Source organism: Gillisella vitis, from assembly GCF_001541345.2.
In the GTDB taxonomy this organism is placed as follows: Bacteria; Pseudomonadota; Alphaproteobacteria; order Rhizobiales; family Rhizobiaceae; genus Allorhizobium; species Allorhizobium vitis.
In genome coordinates this window covers 1-18,593 of sequence record NZ_LMVL02000007.1, presented here as the reverse complement: position 1 = coordinate 18,593, position 18,593 = coordinate 1, and the positions used below count along the sequence as shown (strand labels likewise).

Sequence of the window (18,593 nt, the reverse complement as noted above, 5' to 3'; positions counted from 1 at the left end):
GTTGTGCATGGTATCAATGCTTGGGGGGTGCGATCTTGTTCACACTGCTCCAGTGCTCGGAAAGCCTATCGCCACGAACGCGGAAGGCATCGAAAATGAAATAATCGTAGGTTTTGCCGCTGCCGTCCGGTTCAGGTTGAGGTAAACAGGCAGCGACAACAACCATGTCTCCTTCGGCGACGATGAATGCCGGAGGAATAAGCATCTCGGCGGGTTCTGGCACCGGCCCATTCGGGAAAATCGTCCTCACGAAACCTTCGAGCCCAGACAGACCGCTGGGTATATGGTCGCAGTGCTGGCGGTAGTCCTCAGTCACGAAGTCCTTCGCGGCATCAGGGTTCTGACCATCGAAGACCCGACGATAGAATTCCCGAACCAGATGCTTGTTGCGTTCCAGCTGTTCTTTGTTTTCATGTTCCATGACATTGTCCTTTGTGGTCCGCAACGACGTCCTCACGGCCGGCGCAACGGGGAGAGTCCGAGGCCGCCGCTGATGTCGAAGGCAAGGGTGGCATAGAAGACAAAGCCGTCCTTCTGCCGGCCGGAGGAATAATCTGCGAGCACAGACGTGTTGGGGTTGACGATATAGGCGGCGCCGAGATCGAGAACACCGCGCTCGAAAAGTCCAACGCTTCCATGGACGTCGAACATGAACGTATCCCGCGGCTGCTTCTCGTCGATGCCGGAAAAGAATAGTCGCGCGTTTCTCTCGTATTGCGCACGCTTCTCGCTGAGCCCGATGTAATGCACCGAAGCGCCAATCGTGGCGACGGGATTTTCCGCCCAGAAGCCCGAATATTCGATCCCCGCATAGGCCTCCCACGGATAGGCCTGACCGTCGCCGAAGGTGTGAAACAATCCGCCATAGAGCGCGATGTTCTCTGGAACGGGCCCAGCACCTGGCGCGCTCCAGACGACTTTGCGGACCTGCCCGTAAACGCCGGTCGTGCCTTCGTGCTCGACGATCGTGGGTGCCGGCCCAAAGGTCGGGTTACCCCAACCGGAATTGTAGAGAGCATCCTCATAACGCGTGGAGCGATAGTAGGCGCCAACCTCAAATTTCAACGGATTCGGATTATCGAAAAACGACTCCTGGTGCGTGAGGTTCGCGATCGCAATTACGCCCTCGGCATCACCCTTGCCCCAGTCCCAGCCATTTCCCTCCTGCCAGTTGTCTGGATTGTCCTCAACGACCCCGAAACCGATCGCGGTATTGGGCGTGAAATGATAGCCTGCGCGCGCACCCCAAACTGAAAGCGATTCCCCCGGCATATTGAGAGTTGTCGCCAGCGTCGAGTTCAGACATCCGAGCCCCCCGCAAAAGCCCCGCGTCATGAAGTCTTTTCCGAGTCCCATTCTGCCCGCCTCGATCTGAAGCCTGTCATCAAGGAAATCGGCTTCGATCGTCAGGCGCGTCAGATCAGTCCGTGAATCCACAACAGGCACCGGAAAAAATGCGTTCGACAGATCGAAGAGATAATTGTCAGTGTTGTACGATGGGTAGTTGATTGTCTCGACCCATTTGATCCTCAGGTCAGGCGTCAGGTTGCCCGTGGCTCCGAAGACGAACATTCCGTAATTTGCGGAGGAGCCTCCTTCGAATCCAAAGGACGGTGCATTCTGATAGATGTTCACATAATCAAGTTGAATATCGACTCCGTTGTCGTGAAGCCATTTGCCGGTTTCCGACAATGGTCCAACGAATACGGGTTCCTGGACGCTGCCGACCGGATTAACTGGCGGCACCGCGATGGCAAGGCCGTTATCATCTGCACAAGCAGTAGCTGCAGTCACAAGAACAATCGAGGCGGCATAGCCAAGTCGGACGCGCATTTTCCCCTCCCATATGTAAGTTGATGCTTTCATCGGCCTGCTCCCCCGGCAGGATATTCTTCAATTCTGTTCAGTCTGGGCGGCGAGGCGAGCAGCACGGCGAGTGCGCCAATGATGCAGAGGCCGATAATGATGTTGAACATCAGCGCGTAAGATCCGGTCTGGTCGAAAATCGCTCCGGCGCCGGCCGCTCCCGATGCTGCGCAGAACGTGGATACCGGCATCATCGAACCGAACATCGACGGGAAGGCTTCTCGCCCGAAGTAGTTTCCCAAAAGCGCCATAATGCAGACTTGCGAAGCACCGTAACCGATCCTCGCAGGCACGGCGTAAAGCAGTATCCCCGCAAAGCCCTGCGGTTGCCTCAGCAGATAGAAGCCAAGGGTGACGAGCACCATACTGGCTGCGGCAATGATTGCCGGCGATATGCGATCACCCAAAAATCCTGCCGTCATATTGCCGACGAAGGAGGCGACGATCGTGATCGCCATGGCCATAGCCGCGTCCGCTGACGTGTAGCCAACGTCCTGCAGGTGGACGACCCCGTGCGCCATCAGAAATACCCACGCCACTCCAGCAACGCTCATATAAGCGAGGATGAGCCAATAGGATCTGCTTTTTACCGCCTCCTTCAGAGTCCAGTAGATCTGGCTCTTGAAAACAGCAGTCTCCCCTCCGCTTGAGAAATCGTAGGGTTTTCAACTACGAGCCGCTCAATATCGCGTTCGTTCAGGGCGAACCGGACGGTAAGCAAGGCGACGGAGGCGAGGCCTGCGATCACCCACCAGCCGAGGCGCCAGTTGTTGCCCGAAACCGCCAGCAAGCGGTCAAGGGCCGGTGGCGACAGGAACCCACCAAACTCGATGGCCGAAAGCACGACCGAGACTGCCAAGGCGCGGCGGACGTGAAACCACCGCGCAATAGCCGCTTGCGCAGGCAACATGCCAGCGACGCATACACCGGTCCCGACGACTAACCCGAAGGCGATGACATACTGCCAGCCGGTGTTCACGACGGACGCCATGGAAACAGATCCGACAAGCAGAACGAAACAGCCAAACGTGACTGTGCGCTGATATCCGAATTTCCTCATCAGTATCGCCACGACAGGACCCTGGAGGCCCATCATCAAGACGAACACGCCGAAGCCCAAACCGAAGACTGAACGATCGAGATTGAGATCTTCTATCATCTGAGCGTTGATTACGGAGATGCCGGCGCTAGGCACCGCCACAACCAGGAGCACTACCAGCCAAAGCGCCCCGAGAACCCTCCAAGCCTCCGCGCTGTATTCAAATCCACGCACCGCCACTGGCCTGCCGACCGCGTGCGCTCTTACTCCCTGTTCCAAAACTCTCTCCTCCCGAGTTGCTTCTTGCGCGGCCTCCTACCGCACAAGCCCCTGATTCATGCGGCCGATGCGGGTGGCGACCGGTCTGGAAGACCACCCGCGAACATCGGGAATGGTTCAATTCCCATAAGGTGCCTCCCGAAAATTTCTGCCGTCGGGTCGAGACGAACCGCACCATGCAGCAGAGCGACGCGTACATCGCGGGCAAAGCGCTGCACTGGATTGTTTTCGCTCGCGGTCGCCGACCCGATACTGAGTTGAAGCATGCTGAGGACGGCATCGAGGGAGTTTGTCGCGTAGACGGACTCCATCATCATTGCCTGTTCCTGGTCGCGAGTGATCTCGATGCCTTCGAGTGCATGGCGATCGAGAATGTCGGCGCTGCGATCGGCAACCGCCTCCGCCATCTTGATCATGGCATAGGCCTTCGCCGCGCAGACCTGCGTCGAGGCCATTTCAGCAACTTTTGCATAAGGCAGATTGAAGGGTTGCTGCTTCTTGGCCATCTCGACGTAGCATTCGAATGCGCCTCGAGCCATCCCAAGGACAATCGCCATGTGAGTAAGGTTGGTGAGAAGCATCAGGCCACGCGCATCGAATTTGCTGGCGAGGCCGCTGTAACGCCGGCGCGTTTCGTCCATCCTTATCGGGAAATCACGCATGTCCATGAAGCGTCGATCGGGAACGAATTGCTCTTCCTTTACTGTGAGACTGTTCGATGATGTCGCCTTCAATCCCATCACGTGCCAATTGTCGACGATCTCTACCTGGTCAGCTTGAAGGATGGCCATTGCACGGCTCATCTCTCCCGGGGCACGCTCGTAATCGACGCCAACGGCGATCCATTTTGCATGCTTGCAGCCGCTGCCGAAGTGCCACGATCCACTGAGCATCCAGCCCCCTTCGACGCGGCGAGCAGAACCAACCTTGGTCGCGAAGATTGAGGCTCCGGCGGCAAGCGGTCCGACCCAATTCTGTCCCCCGTCGAAGATTTCCCGGACCGCGTCGTCCGGAAAGGAGATGATATTGCGCAAGCCCCCCGCGACGAACACCATCCACCCCGCGGCACCGTCGCCGCGACCGATTTCGCTGACAATCTCGACCACGTCACGCGCTCCGAGCGCATAACCTCCGAAATCGGTCGGAAGCGTAAGCCGAAACGCGCCGATATCGTTAAGCGCTTGAAGGCTTTCGCGGCTCAAGGCGCCGAGCTTTTCGCCCTCCAACGCATTCTTGCGCAACAGGGGAACGAGTTTAGCGGCTTTTTCCCGAACGCCGCGTCCGATCTCACTGGAGTAAGGCGATTCAAGCACGTTCGTGGCCGACTCCTTAAACAGCTTCAAGTTCATGTCCACGCTATAATTCCTTGTTTTTTGGTGCTGATGGTGCCCTGTGTTCACGGGGCGGCAAAGGGTACACATGAATGAAAGTCTCTGCGAAACCACGCCACCGGCGCGCTGACTTCATCATTGGTCGAGGTGGCAAGAACCCCGCCGATCAGGAGTTGGTGATCTCCGATGATATGCGTACCGTCCAAGGAGCACTCGATGGACGCATCGAACCCGGGAAGGACCGGAACTCCGTAGCGAGATAGCGTGCAGACCAACCCTTCGAATTTGTCATGCCCGTCCGATGAAAACCGGAGGGCGAGCTCGCGGTTGGGCTCGGAAACGATGTGAGCAGCAAACTTCCTCGAGTGCAAAATCGCCTGGAGCGTCTTTGACTTTTGTGCGAGGCCGAAGACGACCAAAGGTGGGTCAAATGATAGCGAACTGAAGGAGCTGACAGTCGCGCCCGTGAGTTGATCTTCGGCGATACTTGTGACGATTACCACTCCGGACGGGAGACGACCAAAGACGTCCTTCAACTCGTTCCGGCTGGGGTAAGCTTGTACCTGTGGCGAATAAGGAAGCGGCGGCGCAGCAGCAGCATTTATTTTCATCGATACCTCCCATATCGTTTAGAGGTATCTTAGATCTAAGATATCGTCTGTCAAGCGTCATATGCGATTAGTGATGGACGCGGCTACGCGTGGACCCTTTGCGCATCATGCCCGGCTTTGGTAAGTAAAGGCTAGGCCGCATGAATCGGATTTAGACATGTTAGATAGTAGCGATCGCGTTGTATCTCAAACCCAAAAGGTGTTCGAGGAACTTGTTCGACAGTGGGAAATTGATTTCCCCGGCGAAGACAGCTCTCCGATTGCGATTGCTATGAGGATACGGCACCTTTATCAGCTGGATCAGGAATCTCTCCAGGCAATTCTCACGCCTTTTGGTCTTGGAGTGGGTGATATCGATGTTCTGACCCATCTCGCTCAGCGTCCGGAGGACCGCCCTGTTCGACCGAGCGATCTTGCGGAACTCTGCATGGTGACGACTGGCGCCATCACGGGGCGGCTAACCAAACTGGAGCAGCGAAAGTGCCTTAAACGGGTACCGCATCCTTCAGATAAGCGAACGATCTACGTTGAAATTACGGAGGCAGGTCGGGAACTTTTGAACAGGACGAGGGAAGAAGTTGCGAAGTCGTCTCATCTGCTCCAGGGCATTCGTGCTCTTGAATTCTCCGAACGGCGCGATTTGGTTGCGGCGTTGGCGAAGTTGATTTCTCTTCTGCCTTCCTGAAACAGACCCCCGCCGCTTGCTGCAACGCCTGGCTCAAAAGACTGGCGCGTTCTTCCATATCATACCGACCTTGGTCTGATTGTATCCGTCCGCATAGACAGCTCGCATATAGTCGGTATTGAAGGGATCGAGCATCGAATAGGGAATCTGTTTGTCGATCCATGCGATCCTCAATCGACTGCCGGTTCTTTGACTATGGTTATAGAGGGCAAGCAAAGCCTGTTTGGTCTGAGATTTAACCATCGTTGCGTAGGACCGTCCGGCCACCGAGATCGTCGAATTCTTCGTCTCGGCGAACTCCGGCATGAGGGCGTTGTTCACGATCACGTACATTTCGGGATGGCGATTGTTGAGAGGTGGTGGTTTGCCTGGCGAGGCGAGCACCGCGTCAGGCAATCCAAAGAATTGCATGGATGAGCCGCCATCGGAATGCAGCTCCTCGATCTGCCTGGCCCCGGATTTCGCCTTGATTGTCACCGCTGGAAAGACGCCCGGTATGCTGGCGGAGGCGATCAGGACATCCCGAAAAAGCGCCAGCGCATCGGGCCGGCCGCTGTTTGCAATAGCGCCCATGTTCCAGAGCACGCCCCGCTGGGAATCGAGATTGGTCGTCAGAACGAACAGCCGTCTTCCGCGGCGGTGCTCAGCTGCAACCTTTTGCAGGATATCATTTGTTATGTAGTTGGAAACCATCTGCCGCAAGCGCTCCCCCTTGAGAAGGCTTGTTCCAAAAAGACCGGTTCCCATCCACCTCATGTCCACGAGCTCTCTCGCCTGACCACCGGTGTAAAGGCCGGCGAGCGACTTGTCGTATGCGGAGCCGAGAAATGCGTAAGGTGCTATCAGCGCACCTGTGCTGACACCTGTGACAACATCGAATACTGGCCGTGTATGTTGATCGCTCCAGGCGGACAGGAGCCAACCGTAAATGCCCCTCCCGAACCTCCCCCCGAGACGCAGAGAACGTTGAGGTTCCTGCCGGTCGTGCGGGGCAACCACTGTGTCTGGTCTCTAATGCTGCTATCCGGGGCATCGGCATAAGCACGGATGTTGTCGAAGCCATCGACTTCGGCAACTGCCGCTTCGCTGGCCGAATAGACTGCCCGGGTTGTCGTCACGCAGCCGTACACAGGGATGCAGAGCACAACGACAAGGATGAATGAAAGCACACTGTTCCCTGGCTTGCGCATCCTTCGCGTACCTGAGCGTGAAAGTGAGCTATCAACGCGCGCCGGTTCAGCCAAAGCTGCTGGCGTCGAACGCTTAAATGCAAACCACGCGAAGGCGAAACGTCGATCCATTCGGCATCCTTACTGAGAAACCTGCTACCCCACTCAATGATCCGCTCCCATGAACTTCCGGCGAGAATGCTCCCATTGAGCACAGTGGCGCTCAGGCTCCGAAGCAGGAGAACTGCGATCGTCTGAATCGCCTGTGCGAGTATGAGCCGCACCAGCGCCATCAGATGGGCTGCAAGATGTTGCGCCAACCGGCTTCGCATCCGATGATCGTCCATGTTGACGTGTCCTCGCACATTTCATGCTCCCACCGCGGAGGCGTCAGCCAGCCTCCGCCGGCATTGGCTGCGTCTCTTTCGCCTGCCTCCCACGAAACGGCCGCTTGAGCAGCTCGAGAAAGTCATCGATGAAGGTGAAGATGACCGGGATAACGAGGAGGCTGAGGAACGTCGAGGTTAGTAGCCCGCCGATCACGACGATTGCCATAGGCTGCCTGAAACTTCCATCGCCGCCGGTGAGGCTCAGTGCCACGGGCAGCATGCCGCATCCCATGGCGATCGTGGTCATGATGATCGGCCGCGCTCGCTTGTGGCACGCATCCACCAGAGCATCAAATCGCGACATGCCACCGCGTCTCGACATGATGGCATACTCAACAAGCAAGATGGAATTCTTCGTTACGACGCCCATCAGCATGAGCAGTCCAATCACCGCTGGCATCGAGAAGCTTGTACCGGTGACAATGAGCGGCAGAAGTGCTCCGCCGAGCGACAGCGGCAACGCCATGAGGATTGTGAGTGGTTGCAGGAAATCGTGGAAGAGAAGAACCAGCACGGCGTAAATGCAGAACACGCCAATGGCCATGGCAATGCCGAAGCTTTCAAACAATTCAGAGCTGCGCTGCAGTTCTCCCTGTTCGACAAGGTGGACGCCCTGCGGAAGGTTCTTCAGTGCGAGTAGTTCCTGGGCTTCTCGGTTAACGTCGCCAAGAATCCGGCCGTTCAGCTCGACGGAAAGGGTGATGTTGCGGGAGCGGTCGATGCGGTTGATTTCCGACGGGCTGCCGCCGATGCCAATTTCGGCGATGGAACCGAGATCGACGCTGCCGTTGGTCCCGCTGACGCGGAGATTGGCGATGTCGTCCAGGGTCGTGCGGTTCCCGGGATCGAGCCGCACGCGGATCGATACCTGGCGTTGCGGCAGATTGAGCTTTGCCATCGAAGAAGAGTAGTCGCCATTGGTCGCGACGCGCACCGCCTCGGAAATCGACTCCGACGTCACGCCAAGTGCTGCGGCGCGCGTAAAATCGGGGACGATCTGGATCTCCGGGGCCTGGAGTGAGGCACTGGAGGTAACGGCGCCAATGCCCTTGAGAGTGCGCAACTGCTCCTCAAGCGCGCTGCCGGCTTGATCGAGCACATTGGAGTCGTCACTGGCAAGCGTGATCTCGAGCGTGGTTCCGTTGCCTCCCGAACCGACTTCGACCCTCACGCCCGGCAGCACGGCAAGCGCCTGCCGGATGGCGTTTTCGATCTCTGACTGCTTGCGATCACGATCTCCGATCGGTGTCAGATCAACGACGAGTGTTGCTGAAGTGACGTCATTTGTTGTTGAGGACTCCAGGCCGCCTCCCGAGGAGGCGGTGCCGACCGAGGAGAACACACGGGTCACGTCCGACAGCTTCGCGATGATGCCCGCGGCCTGGCGCGTCACGGCGTCTGTCTGCTCTATAGTGCTTCCCGGCTGCAGTGTGAGCGTGACTTTCGTCTGTGCGTCGTCCGACGCCGGCAGGAATCCTGATTTGAGAAGAGGGATGGCCGAAACTGAGAGGCCGAGGAAAACGCAGACGCCGAAAATCGTCAGCTTCCGGTGGCCGAGGCAGGCTTTTACAACGGCCAGGTACACAGCATCGTTATCGATATGTGCCATCTGCACCGAATTCTCGACGATGCAGCCGTGCGGATCGGCGTAGTAAGTGAAGATGTTTTCGCCGGCCCCATGACGTCCTGGCCCCCAGGCCATAGCTCTGCCCTTGAGCGAGAGCGTGTCGGCGATCTTGACGAGGTCTTCCACTGCAAAGTGGTCAAACGCGTAATGATGCAGGACGCTGTCTCCCGTCCCCATCGCGATCGCATGATGGAAGCCGTCCTCGGCGCGGTACCATCGCAACTTGTCATCGGCGGTGCGATCCGACAACTTCATGCCCAGGACCTTTTCGACGAAGTCTCCGAATGCCGCAACGTTGGGCGCGAATGCATTGGCATGTTCGATACGCTTGGGATTGGCGCCGACACCATTATAACGCCGGGGCTGGTTGCGAGCGATCGGAGTATGTATTTCCAGGACAGCGCCACCCGGAGCGACCAGCCGGACGGCCTTGTCGTAATGTTTTCCGAGGGGCTTGTCGTCGATGATCTCCAGACCGTCGGATTGGGCACGTCGCTTCACTTCATCGACGGCCTCGACTGAGACGGCTTCGAGGCCGATCGCGATCGCGGTGCCCGATCCACCCTTGGTGAAGCTGATCTCATGGTGACGGTCATTGCTGGACAGATAGACCGTGTCGCCGTCGCGCTCGGTAATCCTCATCCCGACGATTTCGACGAGATCCTGGGCGGCATTCTCCGGATCGGGTGAGTAGAAGGCCACGTGGCCCATCTGTCGTATCATGTAAGTCATCTTATTCCTCCGCTTGCGATGCCCGAACCGTCCGCCTCACTTTTCCTTGACGACCGGATTGCTCAGAAGACCGATCTTTTCGATTTCGATCTCGCAGACATCGCCTTCCTTCATGAAGATCGGGGGGTTGTGGCCAAGGCCGACGCCCGCAGGAGTGCCGGTGACGATGACATCGCCCGGTTCAAGGGTCATGGCCGCGCTGATGAGGGAGACAAGACGCGCCACGCTGAAAACGAGGTCGCTCGTCGAGGCATCCTGTAGGACACGGCCGTTCAGCCTGGTCTGGATGCGCAGACCGGTCGCGCCGGGCTCGAGTTCGTCAGCAGTCACGAAGGCCGGTCCGAATGCTCCGGTTCCGTCGAAATTCTTACCGATCGTCCATTGCGGTGTGCGAAGCTGATAATCGCGTACCGAACCGTCGTTGAAGACGGAGTAACCGGCAACGTGCGAGAGGGCCTCGGCTTCCGATATCGCACGGCCGCCCTTTCCGATGATGGCGACCATCTCAGCTTCGTAATCGAACTGTTCGGACACCTTCGGGCACACAAGAGGCGCACCATGGCCAATCAGGCTGGAGTTGAAGCGGGCGAAGACAGTCGGATAGTCCGGCACTTTCGAACCACCCTCGGCAGCATGGTCCGCGTAGTTCAGACCAACGCAGATGACTTTCGATGCATTCGAAACCGGCGGCAAAAATTCGATCTCGGCAAGATCAACCGAGCGTCCTTGCAGAAGCACCTTGCCAGCTTCGACGATCTCGCCCGCCCGCAAAATCTCCTCAAGATTGCCTGGATAACCGGGGTCGCCGACTTTCAGGCGTCACGACACGAAAGTGTTGGATCTGTCCGACTTTTGAGAACGTATGGTGATCACGCTGCGAGGATAGATGTTTCGCGCCGCAATGGCCTGAGATCAACGCCGTCTGTTGGGGTCCAGATGTAATCGCCGGTGAGACTGATGTGCTGCCAGCCGAGTGGGGTAATGTGTTTGATGATGTCAAGCGGCGTGGGAATGCCATCTCGGTTGAGCTCGGCGAACGCCGGTTCAAGATAGAGTGTGTTCCAGTAGACGATGGCGTTGATTAGCAGGTTCAGTCCAGATGCTCGGTAGAACTGGCTCTCGAAAGTCCGGTCGCGCAATTCTCCGAGGCGATTGAAGAACAGTGCGCGGGCCAAGGTGTTCTGGGATTCGCTCTTGTTGAGGCCGGCCGTCGCGTTCCTGCGCATTTCGGGGTTCTGCCACCACTGGGGCAGAAAGATGGACCGATTGATGCGACCGAGATCGCGTAGCGCCAACGCCAGTCCGTTCTGGCGTGGGAATGCGGACAGCTTTGCCAACAGGGTCGAAGGCCGAACCTGCCCGGAACGGATCGTCGTGACCAGCCGCAGGATGTCGTTCCAGTTTGCCTTGATCCGCTCGACGTTGATGTGCTCGCCAACGAGCGGCGCCAGGTTTTCGGGAGGCGCGTCGCGCGGGAAAAGATAGAGCTTGCGATCCTTGAGACCGCGCAGCCGAGGCACAATCTGGAAACCAACGAGATGGCAAAGGGCGAAGCTCATATCGCTTACCCCGCCGGTATCGACATAGTGGGTTCCGATGGCGAGATCGCTGCCATGATAGAGCAGTCCATCGAGGACATAGATGGCTTCGCTCGCATTGGCATTCATGGCGATGATGTAGAAAGCGCCGTACTGGTCAGAGGTGAACCGGTAGAATTTGGCGCCGGGGTTGGGACCATAGCGGCCGTTGAGGTCGCCGATCGCCTCGGCGTGTCCGCCCGCCGGAAAATACTGGCCATCGGAGGATGACGTTGTTCCATCGCCCCACAAGCTTGCCAGAGGCAATTGCCTCTGGGCGTTGACGAGAATGGCGTGCGCGGCCGTGTAACCTTCCTCGCGAATATGCCAGTCGTGCGCCCAGGCGAGTTGGCGCATCGTAATGCCGGGGGAAACGTCCGCCATTCTCGTGAGACCGAGATTGATCCCGTCCGCCAGGATGGCGGTGAGGAGCGCAAGCTTGTTGTCGGCCGTCCGACCGCTGCGCAAATGGGTAAAGGCGTTCGAAAATTCCGTTCGGGCGTCAACCTCGAGCAAAAGGTCAGTGATGCGGATCGCAGGCAGACGGCTTTCCACCTTTAGCTTCAGCGACTTGGCGATGTCCGGAAACATAGCCTTGTGCGGCGTGACGCTAAACCCCGCCCCGGTCAGTTCTACATCGTCGAGCTCGCCGGCTGCGGCCAGACGCGAGAGGTCAGCCAGTCCATCGTTCAGCAGCTGGCGCTGTTGGCGAAGATACGTCTCGACATCGGTATCAACGGCGATTGGAAGCGGTCCTTCCTCACGCATCAGCTCGAATGTCGGCGTGGGAATGAGAAAGCTTTCGAAAGACTGGAAGCGTTTGGCTCCTTCCACCCAGACATCGCCCGCATCGAGCCGGCGCTTCAATTCGCTGAACAGGCAAAGCTCATAAGCCCTGCGATCAATCTTTCCATCTTTGAGTATGAGAGGCATCCAGCCCTTCGGCGCAAAGGAGATCGGTGCCTTGTCGGGTATGGTCCTTTTGCCCGTACGATATAGACCCGCGACCACGGATAGCGCCCGCAAGAGGTTCGCCGCCACTGCGTGACCGCGGAACACGAGAGTGGAGAGAAACTGTGGCGCCAGTTTCCTGATCGTCGGATAGCGCTGGAGCATTTCGATTTTACCGTCGATAACATCCGGCGCGATCAGCGTATCGACCGCCTGGACACTGGTTGTAAAAGCTGGCCATTGGATGACCAGATCAAGCGCTTTGGCCATGTCCTCACCCTTCTCTCTGGCCTTGATGATCGCATGGCAGACTTTTGAAACGTCCTTCAACGGCGTCTGCACTTCCCGAACGGATCGGGTGACGCGAGCAGCCGCCTGGTTATTGGCTCGCCGCGTCAGGATGCCCATGAGTTTCTTGAACATGTCGATCGCGCAATCGGTGAGATGGCGGGAAAGGTGGAGCACTGTTGCAGCCAGGACAGCATGTCGGCGTTCGGTGTTAAGGTCGCGCAGATGCTGCGCGCTCATTCGCGTCCCCTCTGCAGCAAATTCGTCAAAGACCTTGGCCGGAATGCGATCCATCAACGTCGTCGGCAGGTTCAGAGACCGGAGAAAGCGAATGCGCTCGGCAATTCTGTCGAGGTTGACGGCGGCTGGCGACAATGCTGGCGTTCTCGCCCAGGCAAGAATAGTCACGCTTGTCCCCTCACGCGGATCGAGAAGCTTGTCCAGATCGAGCTTTTGGCCTTCTGAGATCCCGCCGGCCAAGGCCCGATGAGCAATACGAATGCCGCGCCTGATCGCCACATGAATGATGGCTTCGAGCGCTGGCCGCGCTGGCAAGAGAATTCTCCTGCGTCGCAGTTCTTCCACGACCATATCCGCCAATACATCGGCGTGGCGCAGGGTTTGTGCGGCAGGTGTCAGCCAGCCTGTGAGTGCCCGCACGTCCGAAGGCACAAACGGACGCATCTGCATTCTGTCGAAAAGCAGGGCCAGATGCTCGCGCCGCGTCTGTGGGCGCTCGAAATAACGTTCGATCTCATGGTGATCGACGCCGATCTGCCGCGCCAGAAATCGTAAGACGCCAGCCGGCAGGACCTCGCCATCCGCAAGCGGTCGGCCAGGGTATCGTAGCGTGGCCAGAACACAGGCGAGGCCCAGTCTGTTCGAGGCCTTGTTCTGTCGCATGATCAGGTCGAGATCCGATCGATCCAGCGTGTAATGTTTGGCGATCTCCCTTTCGTTATCCGGGATGATCGTCGCCTGTTGCCACCATGCCTCGCTCAGTAATGCTCTTCGCACCATTCTCTGATCTTCCCGTTTCGCCGCGGAGAGTGCAGCGAAACGGAAAATGCGTGTCCGACAAACGAACGTTTCGCGGCATCCACAGTTCTTGTCCGCAAACCTTGTCATGAAACGGCAAATCGGACAAACCACGTCTCATGACCGCTATCGGCTATGCAAGGGTCTCCACCGGCGACCAGGACACCGCCCTGCAACTCGACGCTTTGCGCAAAGCAGGTTGTGAAAGGCTGTTCGAGGATAAGGCATCCGGCACGAAGACTGACCGACTCGGATTGGCGGAGGCGATCCGCTACGTTCGCGACGGCGACACGCTCACAGTCTGGAAGCTCGACCGCCTCGGCCGGTTGATGAAGCACCTCATCGAGATCATCACCGAACTGGAGGCCAAAGGCGTCGGCTTCCGATCCATCACCGAAAACATCGACACCACGACATCCGGCGGTCGCCTGGTCTTCCACCTGTTCGGCGCGCTGGCACAGTTCGAGCGCGATCTGATCCGGGAACGAACACGTGCCGGTCTGCAAGCCGCAGAGGAACGCGGCCGACGCGGTGGCCGACAAGTCGTCGTAACCCCGGACAAACTTGCCAAAGCCCGCCAGCATCTGGCGGCCGGTTTGAACGTCCGGGAAGCCGCGGCCCGCGTGAAAATCGGGAAAACCGCCCTCTACGAAGCTCTCAAGGCCGAAAAAGCAACGACATCCACGGTCAAACCAACCTGAGTTCCGGATACGTTCTTAAAAGTCGGACAGATTCGCCACTTTCGTGTCGTGAAGCCTCGCTGCCGAATACTTCAATTTTACAACAGCTACATAGAATACCTGTCCCGCACAAGCAGACGAACATTTACCGCCGCTGAATCACAGAGAATGAGGATGAACCCCGCAATCATCAATCTCGACACATCGTCCCAAACTGATTAGTTGTGGGCATGGCTCGCTCGCACGCTACGATACCGCTCCGCCCCTATCTTGCACCCATGCTCTTGCGGGGTGTAGGCAAAATCGCCAACGCCCGCCTTCTCCGGGCTCTCACAGCTGAGCTCGAAGCTTTGATAGGCGTGGCTGTTGGCCCGAGAACCCTCCTCAGAACATCCCCACCCATCGTAAGCGGTGCGTTGCGCACGGTAACCATTGAATATCAACACCGGTCGGAACCGGCCTGGGCGCCATCGGGAACATATACTGATCTGGCCCACCACCTCCTGACCATTTCAGTGAAAGGAAGCTTAGCCGCAATCTCTGCATCCGAGTCTGCCGTTCGTCCGCAGATTGATCGCAAACTCACAGCGGCACGCCCCATCTCCCGAACCGAGATCGAATCCGGCTTCGTCGGCAGTGAGACCAAAGCGCTGTGGTTAGACGGTATTCACGCCCGCTCTGACGCCAAGCCTGACGCGAAGACCTTGATGGGACGTGCATTGGAGTTCGCCATTGATCCTCTCGGCGATCAGACCTACGCCTTTAAGGCGGTCCGCAGCAAAGTGCCGCTGGTCCTGTCGAGTGGCGCAGTGAGTCAAGTGGTCGGTGCCTCCCCAGATGACGCTCGCCTCTGGCTCAACCGCCCCAAGACTTGGGCTGACTTCTTAGCGGACACGGAGATCTTGCTCGACGTGGCGGCTTCGGTCGGGGCGACTCCACCAACCGTGCGCTTCCCTGCTCTTGCGCAGGCGGTTAACGATCTGGCAACCGTCAGCGACGGCGACGCGATCGCCGTGGTTCCACCGGAACTTTTGGCTGAGGACACCGATCAGACCCTGAAGGAACGCGCCGCACAATGGGCCTACGGGGCCGAATTCTCCGTGGTTCCTGGCGCAGGACCGAATCTCGTCGCAACAGTGACCTTCGAAACGACGCTACTAGGAGACCTATCTATCACTCCGACTCTAGCTGGCGACAAGATCACACTCGGTTTTGACTGGACGACTCGACCCGTGACAGGAGCGGCCGGCCGGGCGGCTTTCGATGCCCTGATAGCGGAATATGATTGGCTCAAAATCTACTATGGCAGTGGCCATACTATTTCCGGAGGAAAATGTTTCAGAAGCGCTTACACTGACCAGTGGTTTCCCAATTGGCAGTTCAAGAACTTAGCCAATTACAATGTGACACAGGAAAAGCCAGTTATACTGGTAGGGCAGACCCTCGGTTTGTCTATCGGGACGCCGAAGGCGCCGGGTCAGCACGACGACTCGCTATTTGGCTATTGCCACGACATTTTTAACACCGGCTGGTTGGCTAGCGATGACGGTTCGATGGAACTTGCTGATTTCGTTCACATTGATGATGCCACAAACCTTGTCACTCTGATCCACGCAAAAGGGGCTGGCTCTTCGGCTGTCACAAGGGAAGTCTCCGCGTCGAAGTACGAGGTCGTTACGGGTCAAGCCGTCAAGAACCTTCGTCATCTGGAACGACAATCCTTGACAGACACGCTAGACGCTGGACGCCATCATCTTATCGCGGGCGCCGTTTGGCACAACGGTATTCGACAACCAGACAGAACTGGACTTATCGCCCGAGTTCAGGCGCTTCCCATCGGCTACAAAAAGCGAGTAGTGATTCTTCAGCCTCAATTAACGGAGACCGAACATGACGAATGTGCGAATGGCCAAGCTTCCCAAAGAAGAACCCTGAAGATGAAACAACTCAACACGTTACTCCTTGCAGCAAGACTATCGGCGAACGCGGTTGGCTCAGATTTGGAGGTTTGGGGTGCTGCTTGAACGCTCCTGTGCAACGTCTTGGGCTGGCTAGCATCGTTCCTGCGGGCGCCGCAATACGGATGCACAGTGACCGGTCAAGATGGATCGACGCACTCCCCTTACAAATCTCCATATAGACATACACGCTTAAGGCGATTCGGCCGAGCGGCGCCGCAATTCCGAGCTTTGCAGCCAGCCCTTGCCTGTCGGCTCTCCGGCTACCCCCCGGCGTAGAGAAGTTCAACTTTAACATTATGCCGCAACCCGCATTCGCCTTGCATTCTAAGCAATATATTACATAGTCCTCAACCAGAGGTGGCGTCATGGGGGTTCAAATTTATGCAAGTTCAGATAAAGCAAATCACAGGATCCTGGGATTTGGGATACGCATTACACAAGCATTCTCTCCACAGCACCTTCACCGGGCACAATGAATTTGGCCACCCTACTTATGACACCACCAGGTCAGAGCCCGGAGAAGCACTTTATCAGCTCAAATATCGCAATGACTGGTCGCAGGCTGGACCGATAGCCGCCCAAATTAAGACGTCAATTCTACCACTATTTGAAACGATAGGGTTGATAGTACCCATGCCTGCGTCCACCCTGCGTGCCAGACAACCTGTCGATGAGATCGCCAACGAACTGGCCAAGGTCATTGACGCCAGCGTGTTCAACAACATCATCGTAAAGGCTCCGGCTCCTGAGGGCGGCACGCCGCTCAAGAATTTAAACACAAAGGCAGAAAAGGATGCCGCGCTCGCTGGGCGTTTTTCGATTAACGATCAGATTTCTGGCGATGGTAGTTGGAACGCCTTACTGTTAGATGACCTATATGATACTGGCGCAACGATGGACGCGGTGTGTAAAACACTTAAGACCTACCCGAAGATCGCACGGGTCTACGCTGTTGCCGTGACTTGGAAGTGAGCCAATGAACACCGTTTTTATCGCAGGTTCCATATCAATCAGCCGCCTGCATGAGAAAGTTAAAAGTAGGATTGAGAAGATCGTCGCGTCCGACCTCGATATTGTCGTCGGAGACGCAGACGGCGCGGATACATCGATCCAACAGTGCCTTGTTGAGTATGGCGCTAAGAGAGTGACCGTCTTTTGCAGCGGTGATCGGCCGCGCAATAACTTGGCTGAATGGCCGGTCACTCATATTCACCCGAAAGCGCCGCCCGGTAGTCGAGCCTTTTACACTGCTAAAGACATCGAGATGGCCCACGCCAGCAATTACGGCCTAATGGTTTGGGATTGCAAGAGCACAGGCACACTGAGCAATGTCATTCAGCTAATAAAAGAAGACAAAAAGTCCGTTGTGTTCGTAAATAAAAATAAGGATTTCGTCACTGTCGCTGACGAAGAGGGGTTGAACTACCTGCTTACGTTTATGTCCGACCACGCTCGTACCAAAGCAGAGGAAAAGATCGGCCTATCCTCGAAAATTGCGGACATATCGCAAAAGCAATTCACTCTCGATGTCAACGACAGCGAGCTAGAGCAAAAGAGCAAAAAAAAACGCACCCCATATGGCGCCTAGACCCTACCATGAGACCACCTCCAAGCGTGTGGTTTCGGGGGGCGAAAAAAGCATAGCCAATGCGACCAATCCAGCGGATGGAGACTCCGCATGTGCCCAAAACATGAAATTGCGTGTGATTTTAATCACGGCGATTGGGAGCCGTGTGAAAGCAAAGGGTTGGACGCAGGCGGAAGCTGCCCGGCTACTTGGCGTAACTCAGCCTCGTGTGTCAGATCTGCTCCGGCACGAGGTAGGCGTTTTCGGCTTGGACACGTTGATCAATATGGCTGCTGCTGCTGGGTTGAATGTTGAAATGCGTGTCAGCGACGCTGTCTAATTGATCATTATAGTCGAAGGCTAACTCTTGATTGGATCCTGAGTGATCCCTTCATAAAAGAACTTCAGTACATATACGTCAAAACGGGAAAGGCTAGGTATTTTGCTGATAGTTTCCAAGCCTATCGACTGAAAAGCTTTTATCGCGGTGGGCAGATCAAGGCTGGGGTCGTTGAAATTCATGGCGCCGCTCCGATGAATTTTTCGCGAAATCATTCTTGGTAGCCCGTACTCTTCTAGCTGATAAACGGCGCCGGGCAAAAACGCATGCCCCAGTCGCGCAATAAAAGGTGACACATCTACATTGGGATCGACGATGACCTTGTGAAGTTCATTGGCGTCGCTCAGCAAAGTAGTGAGCTTGAACGTTACCGTACGTTCAAGCTGAAAGAACAACTCCACGTCAATTCCCTCATCATCAAGCTCCAGCAATAGATCCGGAATTTCCCGGCGCCAGTTTCTCG

At 56.8% G+C, this 18,593-nt stretch carries 16 protein-coding genes and 3 pseudogenes; 6 read left to right on the top strand and 13 right to left on the bottom strand.

The genetic code is table 11. The features are described 5' to 3' along the window. Window positions 1–13 precede the first annotated feature (13 nt). From ASB66_RS21065 to ASB66_RS21045, 6 genes are read right to left on the bottom strand one after another with little or no spacing between them, the layout of a single operon-like run. Window positions 14–421, bottom strand: a complete 408-nt coding sequence (locus ASB66_RS21065; protein ID WP_060716711.1) for a nuclear transport factor 2 family protein — start codon at window positions 419–421, stop codon at window positions 14–16. A 32-nt stretch (window positions 422–453) separates the two neighbouring features. After that, on the bottom strand, window positions 454–1,866 hold the full coding sequence (locus ASB66_RS21060; protein WP_234823940.1) for a carbohydrate porin: 1,413 nt from the start codon (window positions 1,864–1,866) through the stop codon (window positions 454–456). Then, a complete protein-coding gene (locus ASB66_RS26835; RefSeq protein WP_234823939.1) occupies window positions 1,863–2,420 on the bottom strand; it encodes an MFS transporter in 558 nt (185 codons plus the stop codon). The genes ASB66_RS21060 and ASB66_RS26835 overlap by 4 nt, the downstream gene beginning before the upstream one ends. A gap of 44 nt (window positions 2,421–2,464) precedes the next feature. Next, window positions 2,465–3,184: an MFS transporter gene (locus ASB66_RS26830; protein ID WP_234823938.1), complete on the bottom strand. Its 720-nt coding sequence runs from the start codon at window positions 3,182–3,184 to the stop codon at window positions 2,465–2,467. Between the two features lie 56 nt (window positions 3,185–3,240). Continuing rightward, entirely contained in the window at window positions 3,241–4,533 is a 1,293-nt protein-coding gene (locus ASB66_RS21050; protein WP_060716693.1) for an acyl-CoA dehydrogenase family protein, read from the bottom strand. A 47-nt stretch (window positions 4,534–4,580) separates the two neighbouring features. Continuing rightward, the gene (locus tag ASB66_RS21045; RefSeq protein ID WP_060716694.1) at window positions 4,581–5,126 is read right to left on the bottom strand and encodes a flavin reductase family protein; all 546 of its coding nucleotides are present in this window, start codon (window positions 5,124–5,126) and stop codon (window positions 4,581–4,583) included. A 157-nt stretch (window positions 5,127–5,283) separates the two neighbouring features. Between ASB66_RS21045 and ASB66_RS21040 the strand changes: the two genes are divergently transcribed. After that, complete coding sequence (locus ASB66_RS21040) at window positions 5,284–5,811, top strand: MarR family winged helix-turn-helix transcriptional regulator (protein ID WP_060716695.1); 528 nt, start codon at window positions 5,284–5,286, stop codon at window positions 5,809–5,811. 33 nt (window positions 5,812–5,844) lie between these two features. Here ASB66_RS21040 and ASB66_RS21035 read toward each other — a convergent pair whose 3' ends face one another. The 6 genes and pseudogenes from ASB66_RS21035 to ASB66_RS21020 all read right to left on the bottom strand — a co-directional run bounded on the left by ASB66_RS21035 (window position 5,845) and on the right by ASB66_RS21020 (window position 13,564). After that, complete coding sequence (locus ASB66_RS21035) at window positions 5,845–6,726, bottom strand: patatin-like phospholipase family protein (RefSeq protein ID WP_234823943.1); 882 nt, start codon at window positions 6,724–6,726, stop codon at window positions 5,845–5,847. Then, entirely contained in the window at window positions 6,654–7,112 is a 459-nt protein-coding gene (locus ASB66_RS26825) for a hypothetical protein (protein ID WP_234823945.1), read from the bottom strand. Before ASB66_RS26825 ends, ASB66_RS21035 begins: the two co-directional genes overlap by 73 nt. A gap of 258 nt (window positions 7,113–7,370) precedes the next feature. Further along, window positions 7,371–8,951, bottom strand: a pseudogene (locus ASB66_RS21030) (efflux RND transporter permease subunit); the annotation flags it as partial. A 51-nt stretch (window positions 8,952–9,002) separates the two neighbouring features. Continuing rightward, window positions 9,003–9,707, bottom strand: a pseudogene (locus ASB66_RS26820) (VOC family protein); the annotation flags it as partial. 57 nt (window positions 9,708–9,764) lie between these two features. Beyond that, a complete protein-coding gene (locus ASB66_RS21025; protein ID WP_060716696.1) occupies window positions 9,765–10,499 on the bottom strand; it encodes a fumarylacetoacetate hydrolase family protein in 735 nt (244 codons plus the stop codon). Window positions 10,500–10,597: 98 nt separating this feature from the next. Next, window positions 10,598–13,564 (bottom strand): Tn3 family transposase, encoded by a 2,967-nt coding sequence (locus ASB66_RS21020; protein ID WP_070167330.1) that lies wholly within the window; start codon window positions 13,562–13,564, stop codon window positions 10,598–10,600. A 137-nt stretch (window positions 13,565–13,701) separates the two neighbouring features. Between ASB66_RS21020 and ASB66_RS21015 the strand changes: the two genes are divergently transcribed. From ASB66_RS21015 to ASB66_RS20995, 5 genes are all read left to right on the top strand, one after another. Beyond that, on the top strand, window positions 13,702–14,283 hold the full coding sequence (locus ASB66_RS21015) for a recombinase family protein (protein WP_060716698.1): 582 nt from the start codon (window positions 13,702–13,704) through the stop codon (window positions 14,281–14,283). 395 nt (window positions 14,284–14,678) lie between these two features. Further along, window positions 14,679–16,286 (top strand): hypothetical protein, encoded by a 1,608-nt coding sequence (locus ASB66_RS21010; protein WP_141747315.1) that lies wholly within the window; start codon window positions 14,679–14,681, stop codon window positions 16,284–16,286. A gap of 318 nt (window positions 16,287–16,604) precedes the next feature. Beyond that, window positions 16,605–17,195, top strand: coding sequence for a ComF family protein (locus ASB66_RS21005; protein WP_060716700.1), 591 nt, complete (start codon window positions 16,605–16,607; stop codon window positions 17,193–17,195). 4 nt (window positions 17,196–17,199) lie between these two features. Next, entirely contained in the window at window positions 17,200–17,811 is a 612-nt protein-coding gene (locus tag ASB66_RS21000) for a hypothetical protein (RefSeq protein WP_060716701.1), read from the top strand. After that, window positions 17,801–18,130, top strand: a complete 330-nt coding sequence (locus ASB66_RS20995) for a helix-turn-helix domain-containing protein (protein WP_081088938.1) — start codon at window positions 17,801–17,803, stop codon at window positions 18,128–18,130. The genes ASB66_RS21000 and ASB66_RS20995 overlap by 11 nt, the downstream gene beginning before the upstream one ends. Window positions 18,131–18,150: 20 nt before the next feature. On the opposite strand, the pseudogene ASB66_RS26320 reads toward ASB66_RS20995, so the two are convergent. Beyond that, a pseudogene (locus ASB66_RS26320) lies at window positions 18,151–18,593 on the bottom strand (DEAD/DEAH box helicase); the annotation flags it as partial.